The 12,648-nt window shown below is 59.5% G+C and carries 12 protein-coding genes and 1 tRNA gene; 6 read left to right on the forward strand and 7 right to left on the reverse strand.

From position 1 onward, the window contains the following. Window positions 1–117: 117 nt before the first annotated feature. Together yicI and CW267_RS16070 are read right to left on the reverse strand one after the other, a co-directional pair. A complete protein-coding gene (yicI, locus tag CW267_RS16065; protein ID WP_100781159.1) occupies window positions 118–2,436 on the reverse strand; it encodes an alpha-xylosidase in 2,319 nt (772 codons plus the stop codon). Window positions 2,437–2,448: 12 nt separating this feature from the next. Then, window positions 2,449–3,843, reverse strand: a complete 1,395-nt coding sequence (locus CW267_RS16070; protein WP_032740348.1) for a glycoside-pentoside-hexuronide family transporter — start codon at window positions 3,841–3,843, stop codon at window positions 2,449–2,451. A gap of 292 nt (window positions 3,844–4,135) precedes the next feature. On the opposite strand from CW267_RS16070, the gene CW267_RS16075 reads away from it, so the two are divergent. The 4 genes from CW267_RS16075 (at window position 4,136) to CW267_RS16090 (ending at window position 6,277) form a co-directional block, all read left to right on the forward strand. After that, a tRNA-Sec gene (locus CW267_RS16075) sits at window positions 4,136–4,230 on the forward strand. Window positions 4,231–4,397: 167 nt separating this feature from the next. Continuing rightward, on the forward strand, window positions 4,398–4,865 hold the full coding sequence (locus tag CW267_RS16080) for a DUF3237 domain-containing protein (protein WP_004181550.1): 468 nt from the start codon (window positions 4,398–4,400) through the stop codon (window positions 4,863–4,865). 112 nt (window positions 4,866–4,977) lie between these two features. Next, entirely contained in the window at window positions 4,978–5,985 is a 1,008-nt protein-coding gene (locus tag CW267_RS16085; RefSeq protein ID WP_071443715.1) for a zinc-binding alcohol dehydrogenase family protein, read from the forward strand. Window position 5,986: 1 nt separating this feature from the next. Next, window positions 5,987–6,277, forward strand: a complete 291-nt coding sequence (locus CW267_RS16090; RefSeq protein WP_023340843.1) for a putative quinol monooxygenase — start codon at window positions 5,987–5,989, stop codon at window positions 6,275–6,277. Between the two features lie 50 nt (window positions 6,278–6,327). Here the strand turns inward: CW267_RS16090 and CW267_RS16095 are convergent, their stop codons facing one another. Further along, window positions 6,328–7,026, reverse strand: a complete 699-nt coding sequence (locus CW267_RS16095; protein ID WP_012967037.1) for a winged helix-turn-helix transcriptional regulator — start codon at window positions 7,024–7,026, stop codon at window positions 6,328–6,330. Between the two features lie 371 nt (window positions 7,027–7,397). Between CW267_RS16095 and CW267_RS16100 the strand changes: the two genes are divergently transcribed. Continuing rightward, window positions 7,398–8,447: an NAD(P)-dependent alcohol dehydrogenase gene (locus CW267_RS16100; RefSeq protein WP_032736551.1), complete on the forward strand. Its 1,050-nt coding sequence runs from the start codon at window positions 7,398–7,400 to the stop codon at window positions 8,445–8,447. On the opposite strand, the gene CW267_RS16105 is transcribed toward CW267_RS16100, so the two are convergent. Further along, complete coding sequence (locus CW267_RS16105) at window positions 8,444–9,397, reverse strand: GlxA family transcriptional regulator (RefSeq protein WP_032731504.1); 954 nt, start codon at window positions 9,395–9,397, stop codon at window positions 8,444–8,446. The two genes, CW267_RS16100 and CW267_RS16105, sit on opposite strands and share 4 nt — an antisense overlap. Window positions 9,398–9,418: 21 nt before the next feature. Beyond that, a complete protein-coding gene (locus tag CW267_RS16110; RefSeq protein ID WP_032731505.1) occupies window positions 9,419–10,198 on the reverse strand; it encodes an MBL fold metallo-hydrolase in 780 nt (259 codons plus the stop codon). 167 nt (window positions 10,199–10,365) lie between these two features. On the opposite strand from CW267_RS16110, the gene CW267_RS16115 reads away from it, so the two are divergent. Then, entirely contained in the window at window positions 10,366–10,926 is a 561-nt protein-coding gene (locus CW267_RS16115; RefSeq protein WP_032736553.1) for an NUDIX domain-containing protein, read from the forward strand. Here the strand turns inward: CW267_RS16115 and CW267_RS16120 are convergent. Both CW267_RS16120 and nlpA read right to left on the reverse strand, forming a co-directional pair. Further along, window positions 10,916–11,770 carry a DMT family transporter gene (locus CW267_RS16120; protein WP_032736554.1) on the reverse strand — a complete coding sequence of 285 codons (855 nt, stop codon included), beginning with the start codon at window positions 11,768–11,770 and terminating at the stop codon, window positions 10,916–10,918. The genes CW267_RS16115 and CW267_RS16120 overlap by 11 nt on opposite strands. A 24-nt stretch (window positions 11,771–11,794) precedes the next feature. Continuing rightward, complete coding sequence (nlpA, locus tag CW267_RS16125; protein ID WP_023298362.1) at window positions 11,795–12,604, reverse strand: lipoprotein NlpA; 810 nt, start codon at window positions 12,602–12,604, stop codon at window positions 11,795–11,797. Window positions 12,605–12,648 lie beyond the last annotated feature (44 nt).

The following is a 12,648-nucleotide window of genomic DNA, read 5'->3' on the forward strand; positions in this document are numbered from 1 at the left end:
GCGACAGCGTCTGCGGCCTGAGTCACCACTATGAAATGAACGTTACTTTTTGTACAAAAATGAAATAAAAAAACCCTCGCCGCTGGCGGAGAGGGTTGCAGCCGTTAAGATGGTGTTTTACAGGGTAATCGTCAGCGTATTGCCCTCGGCGCTCACTACCATACCCCATTCGCTGCCGGCCTGAGTCCCGCCCTGCACGCCCGCGACCTGCGGGATATTGCGCAGGCACAACGTCCAGCCGCGGGCCTCGCCTTCGCCGCTCACGGCGATGGTGTTGCCCTGGCGCCTGGCCTTCAGGGTGAAAATCGTCGAGCCGTCTGCCGCCGGAACGTCACAACGTGCCTCGCGTCCATCCTCGAGGTGGAACAGCTGGAAGGCGGTGCCCTCATGCCAGGCATAATCGGGTTTCTGGTCATTGTTGCCCAGCGCCAGCAGGGTGTTGTCACGAACGTAGACCGGCAGGCTCAGCGCATCGTGATGCTGCTTATGCCAGCGGCTACCCGGTAATTCATCGTTATGCCACAGGTGCGTCCAGCGCCCATCCGGCAGATAAAATTGCACCTCGCCCGCTTCGGAGAACACCGGCGCCACCAGGACCGAATCACCGAGCATATACTGGCGGTCAAGATAGTCGCAGGCCGGATCGTCCTGAAACTCGAGCATCATCGCACGCAACATCGGCGTGCCGAACTCGTTGGCCAGCGCCGCCTGGCGATAGAGATACGGCATCATGCGGCATTTCAGCTGCGTGAAGTGGCGCACCACGTCGCAGGACTCTTCGTCGTAAGCCCATGGCACCCGATAGGATTTGCTGCCGTGCAGCCGGCTGTGGCTGGAGAGCAGGCCGAAGGCGCACCAGCGCTTGTAGACGTGGGCCGGCGCGGTGTTTTCGAAACCGCCGATATCGTGACTCCAGAAACCGAAGCCGGACATGCCGATCGACAGCCCGCCGCGCAGGCTTTCCGCCATCGATTCGTAGTTGGCGTAGCAGTCGCCGCCCCAGTGCACCGGGAACTGCTGCGCGCCCACCGAGGCGGAGCGGGCGAACAGCACCGCCTCCTGCTCGCCGACGGTCTCTTTCAGCACCTTCCACACCAGCTCGTTATAGATGAATGCGTAGTGGTTGTGCATTTTCTGCGGATCGGAACCGTCAAACCACTGGACGTCGGTCGGGATACGCTCGCCGAAGTCGGTCTTGAAGCAATCGACCCCCATCGCCACCAGGCCTTTTAACTTGTCGGCGTACCACTGGCAGGCTTCCGGGTTGGTGAAGTCATAAATCGCCAGCCCCGGCTGCCACTTATCCCACTGCCACAGCGAACCGTCCGGGCGCTTCAGCAGGTAGCCCTTCTCTTTCAGCTCCTTGAACACCGGCGAGCGCTGGCCGATGTACGGGTTGATCCACACGCAGACCTTCAGCCCTTTCGCCTTCAGGCGTTTGATCATCCCTTCCGGGTCCGGGAAAGTTAGCGGATCCCATTCAAAATCGCACCACTGGAAGGCCTTCATCCAGAAGCAGTCGAAGTGGAAGACGTGCAGCGGCAGATGGCGCTCAGCCATGCCGTCGATAAAGCTATTTACCGTCGCTTCGTCATAGTTGGTGGTGAACGAGGTCGTCAGCCACAGACCGAACGACCATGCCGGCGGCAGCGCCGGGCGGCCGGTGAACTGCGTATAGCGGTTAAGCACCGCTTTCGGCGTCGGGCCGTCGATCACGAAGTACTCAAGGTATTCGCCTTCAACGCTGAACTGGACTTTAGAGACCTTCTCCGAGCCCACCTCGAAGGAGACGCGCTGCGGATGGTTGACCAGCACGCCGTAGCCGTGGTTGGTCAGATAGAAGGGGATATTTTTGTAGGATTGCTCGGTGCTGGTACCGCCGTCTTCGTTCCAGGTTTCTACCGTCTGGCCGTTGCGCACCAGCGCGGTAAAGCGCTCGCCGAGGCCGTAGACGGTTTCGCCGACACCGAGGTCGAGGCGCTCAAACATGTAGTTGCGCTGGGTCTTACTATCCTGCACGTAGCCGTTGTTTTTCAACTGGCTACCGGTGATACGCACGCCGTCGCGCAGAAAATCCAGCGCCCAGAATTCACCTTTAGTCACCCGCACGCTGAGGCTGCCGCTTTTCAGCTCGGCGAACTCGGCCGTATTTTCTATTTCGACATGGACGTCTTTCTGCACGTTCAGCGGATAGTGCGGGCCGTTATCCAGCGCGCCCTGGAAGTGCGCCATGCGCACGCCGATTATCCCTTCCTGAGGCGAGAAAAAGCGCAGGGTGAACAATGGCGTATCCAGCTGCCAGGCGCGTTCGCGAACATCGCGCGGCGCGGCATAGACCACCATTTCATTCCCCTGCTGTTCCACCTCGTAAACCTGTACGGGTTGGATCAGGTTGAGCCCTGGTTGAATGAGCCAGTTTCCATCACTGATTTTCATTAAAACGTCCTCTTAGTTTTGCCATTCTTTATCGATCGGGGCTGCGGTGAAATCTTGTTCGTTGCGACGCGCGCCCTCGGCCAGCTCGGCCATCATTTTTTTCAGGAACGGCGTTTTCAGCGTGTAGTAGCGTTTGGCGATCACCGCGCTCAACAGGTAGCACACCGCCGGAACGAGGGTGAACAAGGCGATAATGATGGTGAGGGTGGCGCTGTTCTGGGTTTTAGCGGCGGCGTCATAGCCGCCGCCGGCCAGCATCCAGCCGATCAGCGCGCCGCCCAGCGCCAGCCCCAGCTTGAGCACAAACAGGGTGCCGGCGAAGCTGATGCCGGTCAGACGTTTGCCGTTGCACCATTCGCCGTAGTCGACGGTATCGGACATCATCACCCACTGGATTGGCGTCACCAGCTGGTGCAGTACGCCAATGATGAAGATAAAGGTGAACATAGTGATTTCGGCGTCCATCGGTACGAAGAACATCGCCACGCTGAGCACCGCCAGGAGGGCGTTGGTCCACCAGAAGACGCTGACTTTGCATTTCCAGTCGGTCAGCGGTTTCGCCAGCGCCGAGCCAATCAGGTTGCCGACGCAGTAGGTGGTGAGGAAGACGGTGAACAGCGCCGCCGAGCCCATGATCCAGGTGGTGTAGTACATCATCGCGCCGCCGCGAACGCAGACCGCGAGGATATTGAGGATGGTGAGCACGCCAACCACCCGCCACTGGTCATTGCGCCAGATATCGCGCAAGTCTTCACGCATCGAAGTGCTGCTCGGCGGCGCTTCGACACGCTCTTTGGTGGTGAAAAAACAGAAGGCCAGCATCAGGAAGGCAATCACCGACAGCACCGCGATGCCCCCCTGGAAGCCGAGCGCTTTGTCTTCGCCGCCGATAAAGTTGACCAGCGGCATCATCAGCACGGTGGAGAGCATGCCCCCCGCCGTCGCCAGCACGAAGCGCCAGGACTGCAGCGAGATGCGCTGTGTGGGGTTGTCGGTGATCACGCCGCCCAGCGCGCAGTAGGGGATATTCACCACGGTGTAGAGCAGGGTCAGCAGCGTGTAGGTCACGGCGGCGTAGATCAGCTTGCCGTTGTGGCTTAAATCCGGCGAGCTGTAGGCCAGCACGCAGACGAGGCCGAACGGGATAGCGCCGAAGAGGATCCATGGGCGGAACTTACCCCAGCGGCTACGGGTTCGGTCGGCAAGCAAGCCCATGCACGGGTCAGAAATCGCGTCCAGCGCGCGCGCCAGCAGGAACATGGTGCCGACAAAGCCGGCGGGGATACCAAAAATATCAGTGTAGAAAAACATCATGTATAACATGACGTTATCAAAAATGATGTGGCTGGCGGCGTCACCCATGCCGTAGCCAATTTTCTCTTTGACGGACAAAATATGATCTTTCATATGCGCACTATTCCCTTAGCGGCACCGCGGATTGGTACCGGTTACGATTTTTGTAAACCTTTGCCGCAGTAAGATGAATTGCGATATCTCGTTATCAGATTACGTTTCTTGTTTTCTGTGATCGTGGTAGGGAATCAGGGAGTGAAAAAGTGTAACTCACGGATTTTGTGAGGATTTGTCCAGGACTGTTCTGTAAAGTCCAGTTTTAACAGTAAAAAAGTGCGTTTAGGTATGTGGTAAACGGCTGAAAGTAGCTATAATGCGCCCCGCCTCCATGTAGCAATCGAGGCGCGGAAGATCGTCATCTCCGGTGAGGTGGCTGGACTTCAAATCCAGTTGGGGCCGCCAGCGGTCCCGGGCAGGTTCAACTCCTGTGATCTTCCGCCAGTTTGCCTCTGCTCCCCCAAAGCCACGCCATACCAACCTGAGCACCCCCAAACTCATCATCCCAGCCAATCATTTTCATCCAAACCCTGCGTTATTTTGTCTCTCGCAAACCCGTTACACTGGCGCGGTGGCCGCGTGCCGTTGCCAACCGAAACAGGAGAGCCATAATGACCCCCGAACTCAGACACTGTTTTTCCATTACCATCCAGGTTGATAAACCGATAATTGTCTCCCGCAGCCCGCAGACCGGTAAGCGCCAGCTGATCCCGATTATCGGCGGCAGCGTCTCGGGTCAACTTCGCGGCCACGTATTACCCGGCGGCGTCGACAGCCAGATAATCGAACCCGACGGCACCTGCAGGCTGTCCGCCCGCTATGCCCTGCAGGTGGCGGAAGGCACGGTCTATGTGGAAAACAATGGCATCCGCCGGGTGCCGGCCCAGTATCATGACCAGCTTTTCGCCGACGATATGCGCTTTTTTAGCGATATTCCGCCAGAAGCCATCTATTTTCGCACCGTGCCCACCTTTGAGGTGGATGCTCCCGCGCTCAGCTGGCTAACCACCTCGCTGTTTATCTGCGCCGGTGGCCGGACCCAGGATGGGGTGATGCTCGACTTCTATCAGGTGGGCTGATTTTCACTTTCTGCATATAACTGTTATTGCCGTTAGCCCGTTTTTCCCCTCCCGGCAGCGGTCTACGATGGCTCCATCTTTTCATTCACCCGAATCACAGACCGGAGCAGTTATGAAAGCTATCGCCATTACTCAAGCCGCCGCTGACGGCAACAACATCCCTTCTTTAACCGAGATCGACCTGCCGATCCCCACCGCCCACGGGCGTGATCTGCTGGTCGCTGTGAAGGCTATCTCGGTCAATCCGGTAGACACCAAAGTGCGCGCCGGCTTTCAGGGTGACACGCCGCGGGTGCTGGGCTGGGACGCCGTTGGCGTGGTGCAGTCCGTCGGTGAGGAAGTGACGCTGTTCGCGCCCGGGGACGAGGTCTGGTACGCCGGCGCGCTGGGCCGGGCCGGCAGCAACAGTGAATATCAGCTGGTGGATGAGCGCCTGGTGGCGCACAAACCGCGCACCCTCGATAATGCCTCCGCCGCCGCGCTGCCGCTGACGGCGATCACCGCCTGGGAGCTGCTGTTTCACCGTCTCGGCGTTGAGGAAGGCGGCAATGCGGGCGACACGCTGCTAATCGTCGGCGCGGCGGGCGGCGTGGGGTCTATCCTGACCCAGCTGGCCAGTAAACTGACCGCCATGACGGTGATCGGCACCGCCTCGCGTCCCGAGAGCCAGCAGTGGGTCCGCGAGGCGGGCGCGCACCATGTGATCGATCACAGCAAGCCGCTCGCCGACGAGCTGGCGCGCATTGGTATCACGTCGGTAACCCATGTCGCCAGCCTGACCAATACCGAGCAGCACTTCAACGCGCTGATCGACGCCCTCGCCCCGCAGGGCAAGCTGGCGCTGATTGATGACCCGGAGACCCTGGACGTGGTGCCGCTGAAAGCGAAAAGCCTGTCCCTGCACTGGGAATTTATGTTCACCCGTTCAATGTTTGAGACGGATGATATGATCGCCCAGCATCAGTTGCTCACCCGCGTGGCGGCGCTGATCGACAGCCACACGATCAAAACCACCCTCGGCGAACACTACGGCGCCATCACCGCCGCCAATCTGCAGAAAGCGCATCGCCAGCTGGAAACCGGGCGTGCCGTCGGCAAGATTGTGCTCGAGGGGTTTTAAGATGATATCGCTTATCGCCGTGCTCAAGGCGAAACCGGGCCAGACGGACGCCCTGCGCCAGGCCCTGCAGGCGCTGCTCCTGCCGACAAGACAGGAGCCGGGCAATCTCGACTACGCCCTGTTTCAGCTGCGCGACGCGCCGGACACCTTCTATATGCGCGAGTCGTGGCAGGGACAGGACGCCCTCGATGCCCATGTCGCGATGCCCTATTTTCAGGCGTTTATGACGCAGATGGAGTCCCTGCTGGCTGAGCCGCTGCGGCTGGACTTTCTGACGCCGGTTGAGCCTTAGCCCACCGGCTGACGAGGGGTGGGAAAATCACGCCCCTCAGCCGCGCGGGTTTAAAAGTGAGCGGGAAGCGGGTGGGCGATGGTCCTCAGCACACCGCGATGGATCGTAATATAGTCACCTTTACGCAGCTCCGACAGAATCGACATGATGCGGCTACGCGACAAGTTGGTACGGCGCTGAATAAAGCTCAGGACGTTGATTTGGCGACGATATGCCTCCGGATAGTCCGCCAGCTCTGTTAGCAGGGTTCGCACCATCAGATAAGAATCCACCCCCATCAGCTCTTGCTCACGCATGCTCAACACCATCAACCGCTGCGCCAGGATATGCGTGACATGGCGCCACAGGTTTTGCTCATTCAGGATATCAACAGCAGCCTGGTGTGATATCCAGCGCCCATGCAAATCCGTCTCGGCAAACAGCACGTAGTGCCGTTTTTGTGGGATATCATCAAATAGCCCATAACCATCCATAAATCCTAATATCGACGGAGAAAAAAGCGGGGTTACCACCATCTGTTTTTCCCCATGACAAATTGAAGCAATCCCCTCTTCAAGCATAATGACCCCAGGCTCGGCCTGATCTGGACGAAAATCATAATTGCTCTCTCGCGCCAGTTCAAAGGGCGCACTGGCGGGACGAAATGCCGTGAATAAGGACTCCAACGCCAATAATGGTTTTGTCCGGCTTCCGTAATAAAAAGACGGTAACGCCTGGTCGGTAGAGGGGCTGGCTGCAGTTATCGACATGGTTTTTATGCTATCGGTCAGGTTGAAAAAGAGATTCGTTGAGAATCATAGTATCAACAGGTGAAATAACGAATAAAAGACAAGACGTTACGGAGATAAAAAGAGTGTAAGCATCGTTATCTACAATAATTATTTCTCTCTATTTTACAGGATTAAATAATATTATTTGCCGTAAATACCTATAAGGCTTAGCGGCGATAAAGATAAGGCCAGCTTATTATTTACTGCGCTGACTTACGCCGCGCCTGAGGGTTTCTCAACCGCTTTCCCCCTCGCATCTCGGCCAGTCCAGGCTACGCTTATCGATGCCACTGACCACCCGCATTCCCCTCCCGCTCTATTGAGTCCATTCATCAAGAAGAGGTTTCGCTATGCTAATCAACGCTATTGGTACCTACTCCGCCAGCCAGCCGCTGGAATCAATGGCCATCACCCGCCGCGAACCGGGGCCGCAGGATGTGCAGATCGCCATCGCTTACTGCGGCGTCTGCCACTCCGATCTCCACCAGGCGCGATCGGAATGGGCGGGAACGCTCTATCCCTGCGTGCCGGGGCATGAAATTGTGGGTCGGGTGACCGCGGTCGGCGACGCCGTCTCGCGCTACGCCGTCGGCGATCTGGTGGGCGTCGGCTGCATGGTCGATAGCTGTCAACAGTGCGAAGAGTGTGCTGAGGGACTGGAGAACTACTGCGACCATATGGTGCTGACCTATAACGGGCCGACCCAGGACGCGCCGGGCCACACTCTGGGCGGCTATTCCCAGCAGATCGTGGTCAAAGAACACTACGTGCTGCGGATAACCCATCCCGAAGCGCAGCTGGCCGCCGTCGCGCCGCTGCTGTGCGCCGGGATCACGACATACTCGCCGCTGCGCCACTGGCACGTCGGGCCGGGTAAAAAAGTCGGCGTCGTCGGCATCGGCGGCCTCGGGCATATGGGGATCAAGTTGGCCCACGCCATGGGGGCCCACGTGGTGGCCTTTACCACCTCCGAATCCAAGCGTAATGCGGCCAGAGCGCTGGGCGCCGATGACGTGGTGGTGTCGCGCAATGAAGACGAAATGGCGGCCCACGTCAAAAGCTTCGATTTCATCCTCAACACCGTGGCGGCGCCGCATAATCTCGATGCCTTCACCACGCTGCTGAAACGTGATGGCACCATGACCCTCGTGGGCGCTCCGGCCACGCCGCATCCGTCGCCGGAAGTGTTCAATCTGATCTTCCGCCGCCGGTCGATTGCCGGCTCGATGATCGGCGGTATTCCGGAAACTCAGGAGATGCTCGACTTCTGCGCCGAACACGGCATCGTCGCCGATATCGAGCTGATCCGCGGCGATGAGATCAACGAAGCCTGGGAAAGAATGGTCAAGGGTGACGTGAAATACCGCTTCGTGATCGACAGTGCGACCCTCGCCGGCTAAGCGCCGCGACGAAAGGTGCGCCGCCATTCCGTCGGGCTGACGCCAAAGCGCGCTTTAAACTGCTGGCGCCAGGTGACCGCTGAAAGATAGCCCACCGCCTCCGCCACCTGCTCGACCGGCAGATCGCCCGCCTCAAGCAGACTCTGGCTGCGGCGCAGACGTTCGGCGGTCAGCCAGTCGGTAATGCTCATCCCGGTCGCCCGGGCGAAGTGGCGGGTCAGGGTACGGCGGCTCATCGCCACCACCCGGGCCAGCGAATCGAGACTGTGCGGCTCGGCAATATGCTGCTGGAGATAATCCAGCAGGCAGTTGATTCGCGCATCGCGGGTGTTTTTCGGCACCGGCTGGGCGATAAACTGCGCCTGGCCGCCCTCGCGGTGCGGCGAAACAATCATCCGCCGGGCGATCTGGTTGGCCGCGAGGCTGCCAAAACGCTGGCGGATGAGGTAGAGGCAGCAGTCCAGCGCCGCTGCGGTGCCCGCCGAGGTGATCACTCGCTGGTCATCCACATACAGGGCATTGATATCCAGTTGCACCTGCGGAAACCGGCGCTGGAAATCCTGCTCGAACTCCCAGTGGGTCGCCGCTCGCCTGCCGTCCAGCAGCCCGGCGTAGCCGAGGACGAACGCGCCGAGACACAGGCCGACAATCTCCGCGCCGTTATCCCGCGCCCGCACCAGGCTATCAAGCAGCGCCTGCGGCGGACGCCGATCGACCTCGCCCCAGTAAGGCACCACCACGATATCCGCCTGTTCCAGCGCGGCGAAATCGCCGGTGGCGTACAGCGCAAAACCATCGCGGGCGCGAAGCAGCCCCGGCCGCTCGGCGCAAATGTGCAGGTTAAAGCGTTTGATTTCAGAGACCGAATCGCCAAACAGCATGCAGGGGACGGCGTAGTGAAACGGGCTAAAGCCCTCTACAGCGACAATCGCCACGTCGGTGAGTTTCATCGTCCTTTCCCCTTGCGCATGTTAATAAACCACGGTTTCCCCATCCTGCGGGATACTCACCACATCGGCAATCTGATTATCCAGCGCATACTGGCGCATCTCTTCCCGGCTCACCAGACAGTGGTTGACCGCCTCGAGGTGGATAGCCATGATTTTCGCTTCCGGCAGGGCGAAGTGCACGTTAAGAAGATCTTCCTTGCCCATGATTATCGGGCCAAAGCCGATGACGTGGGCGTAGCCGGCGTTCAACACCACCACGTCCGGGCGCAGCTTCAGCAGATCAGCTTCAATTTCATCACGCCAGATGGTATCCCCCATCAGCCACAGCGTCTTCTCCTGCGGATGGCGAAACACCACGCCGCAGGCTTCTCCCAGGCGCTCAGCCATCGCCGGCACCGCGTAGGTCCGGTCGCTGCCGTGTTGGCCGGAGGTGGTTTTCTGCAGGCGCACGCCGGCAAATTCGCTGTCTGCCGACAGCAGGCGCAGATCCTGAAATCCCTGGCTGCGCAGCAGCGCGGCGTCGGCCTCATGCTGGACGAACACCGGTAGGGTTTTCGGGATCGCGGCGATCGCCGCCGCGTCCCAGTGATCGTCATGGGTATGGGTGACGATCACCGCATCAACATCGATAATTTTATCGCGGGAAAACGGTAGCTCAACCAGCGGATTGCGCAGCTCGCTGCGCGCAGTGCCAGGAAAACCTGGCCAGGCGCCCTTGTCAGCCAGCATCGGGTCGATGAGAAATCTTTTCCCGGCGTAGTCAATCCTCTGGGTCGCATTACGGATGTGGGTGATGTTCATGTTGGTGTTCCTCAGTGGGGTCATCTGACGAACATCGTACTGAGTCCGCACCTGGCTCAACAGGGGCATTTGGGCAATGATCGATGGAATCGGGCCAACCTGCAGCGGTTGCCATCCGCCTCCGGCTATGTTGTTCTTAAGGCTCAATTTTTGACAGGAGTGGCAGGATGAAAAAGAAACTGACCGCCGCCGATATGCACGACCCGCAGGTCATCGCCGAGACGCCGTGGTTCAGCATGCGTAAGGTGGGGATTGATGTCGCCCCCGGCGAGCGCCGCGACTTTTATTCCATTCATTACCCGCGCCCGGCAGTGGGGATTGTGGCTATCCAGGATGAGAAAGTACTGCTGATTCGCCACTACCGCTATCTGATCGATCAGGTGGTGTGGGCGATTCCCTCTGGCGGCGTCGATGAAGGGGAAGATCCGGCGGCCGCCGCGCTGCGCGAGCTGCGGGAAGAGACCGGCTGGCAGGCGCAACGCGTCGAGGAGATCATTCGCTTCAACCCCTCCTACGGCAGCAGCGATCAGCTGTTTATCACCTGGCTGGCCACCGGTTTACGCTGGGTCGGCATGGACGCGGATCAGGATGAGGTGATGGAGACCGGCTGGTTTACCTTCGAGGAGATAAACCAGCTGATCGCCCGCGGCGAAATGCCGGACGGGCTGTCGCTGGTGCCGCTGCTGCAGCTGATGGCGCAGCGGCGAAGCGGCCCGCTTACGGCTTAAGCATCCGCCAGCGGAACCACAGCTGGGCCGCCAGGATCAGCACGCCGCCGATAATCTTCTGTAGCGGCAGCTGTTCGCCGTACCACAGCGCGGCGGCAATGACCGTCAGCAGCGGTTCGAGCACCATGATGATCGCGGCGCTGGCCACCGCCGCGTACTTCTGCCCCTTCATCTGCAGACCGAAGCGCAGGCTGGTGGCGATGACAATGCTGGCCACCAGCCAGCCGAGAGTCGGCAGGGTCATCGGCTGGTCCCAGCGTTCAACGGCAGCGGAGATGGTCAACCCGACGATACCGGTGATCGCCAGCTGCACGGTGGTCAGGGGGATCAGCGGTACTTCACGCGCGCAGCGGCTGGTGTAACAGAACCAGATCGACTGCACCAGCGCCGTCAGCAAAAACCAGCCCTGGCTGGGGTGGAAGGCTATCGGCATATGCAGACTGAGCAGCCCCAGGCCTACCACCGCGATCGGCAGGCACTCCCACCAGGCGCGAGGCGGGCGCACCTTCATCATCACCCACGCGGTTAGCGGGACGAACATCATCGACAGGCTCATGATAAACGCCCCTTCGCCGAGCGACGCCGTCGTGGAGACCGAATAGATCCACAGGCAGAGGTTGAGCGCAAACCAGAGTCCGCTGATGATGAGTTTTGGCCAGTGCTGCTTTTGCGGGCGAAAACCGCGGCAGAACGGCAGCAGAAGCAGCGCGGCGAAGAAAAAGCGCAGCCCAAGGAACGCGAATACCGGCATGCCGGCGATCGCCTCGCGGGAAAAAATCCAGCCGCAGGCGGCAATCACCGTCGCGGCAATCAGCAGCAGGTCAGCCTGCCGTTGGCGTACCATACGCGCCTCTCCCTGTGTGTAGGCTTACCAGCCCGGCACCGCGCCGCCGTTGAAGATAGTCTCTGCCGCCTTCGCCACCTCCGGCGACTGGTACGACTGCATAAACTCCTTCACGTTTTCCGCGTCTTTATTGTCTTCCCGGGTCACGATGATGTTCACGTAGGGCGAGTTTTTATCTTCGATAAAGATGCCGTCACGAACCGGCGACAGCCCGGTTTGCTGCAGGTAGGTGGTGCTGATGATAGCCACGTCGACTTTGGGATCGTCGAGCACGCGCGGCAGTTGCGCCCCTTCCAGCTCCATAATTTTCAGGTTACGCGGGTTATCGGTGATATCCACCGCCGTCGGCAGCAGGCCGGTCCCGGCTTTGAGGGTAATCAGCTTCTCTTTTTGCAGCAGCAGCAGCGCCCGCCCGAGATTGGTCGGGTCGTTGGGGATGGCGATCGTCGCGCCGTCTTGCAGTTCGGCGACTGACTTGATCTTGCGCGAATAGCCGGCCATCGGGAAGACGAAGGTATTCCCGACCGCCACCAGATGATAGTTATGCGCTTTGTTGTCCTGCTCAAGGAAAGGCCGATGCTGGAAGACGTTGGCGTCCAGATCGCCGGCATTGGTCGATTCGTTAGGCAGCAGCGAGCCGCTGAATCCCACCAGTTCGACGTCCAGACCGTACTTCTCTTTGGCCACCTTCTTCGCCACTTCCGCCACATCCTGCTCGGCGCCGTTAATCACACCGACCTTAATGTGCTTCGCTTCATTACCCTTTTGGTCGCAGCCGACCAGCGCCAGACCCGCCAGCATCACTGCGGCGGCGGCCCGTAAACGTAATCTCATCCTCTTCACCCTGTCTGTCCTGACTGTCATTGTTTTTTTCGTGC

The sequence above is a fragment of the Klebsiella sp. X1-16S-Nf21 genome, assembly GCF_002837615.1.
Lineage (GTDB): Bacteria > Pseudomonadota > Gammaproteobacteria > Enterobacterales > Enterobacteriaceae > Klebsiella > Klebsiella variicola.

Coding starts and splice junctions, on each gene's coding strand:
- CW267_RS16105 (WP_032731504.1), bottom strand. CDS start 9,397: ATGAAACTCACCGACGTGGCGATTGTCGCTGTAGAGGGCTTTAGCCCG.
- CW267_RS16070 (WP_032740348.1), bottom strand. CDS start 3,843: ATGAAAGATCATATTTTGTCCGTCAAAGAGAAAATTGGCTACGGCATG.
- CW267_RS16120 (WP_032736554.1), bottom strand. CDS start 11,770: ATGGTACGCCAACGGCAGGCTGACCTGCTGCTGATTGCCGCGACGGTG.
- CW267_RS16110 (WP_032731505.1), bottom strand. CDS start 10,198: ATGAACATCACCCACATCCGTAATGCGACCCAGAGGATTGACTACGCC.
- CW267_RS16095 (WP_012967037.1), bottom strand. CDS start 7,026: ATGTCGATAACTGCAGCCAGCCCCTCTACCGACCAGGCGTTACCGTCT.
- CW267_RS16100 (WP_032736551.1), top strand. CDS start 7,398: ATGCTAATCAACGCTATTGGTACCTACTCCGCCAGCCAGCCGCTGGAA.
- CW267_RS16090 (WP_023340843.1), top strand. CDS start 5,987: ATGATATCGCTTATCGCCGTGCTCAAGGCGAAACCGGGCCAGACGGAC.
- yicI (WP_100781159.1), bottom strand. CDS start 2,436: ATGAAAATCAGTGATGGAAACTGGCTCATTCAACCAGGGCTCAACCTG.
- CW267_RS16115 (WP_032736553.1), top strand. CDS start 10,366: ATGAAAAAGAAACTGACCGCCGCCGATATGCACGACCCGCAGGTCATC.
- nlpA (WP_023298362.1), bottom strand. CDS start 12,604: ATGAGATTACGTTTACGGGCCGCCGCCGCAGTGATGCTGGCGGGTCTG.
- CW267_RS16085 (WP_071443715.1), top strand. CDS start 4,978: ATGAAAGCTATCGCCATTACTCAAGCCGCCGCTGACGGCAACAACATC.
- CW267_RS16080 (WP_004181550.1), top strand. CDS start 4,398: ATGACCCCCGAACTCAGACACTGTTTTTCCATTACCATCCAGGTTGAT.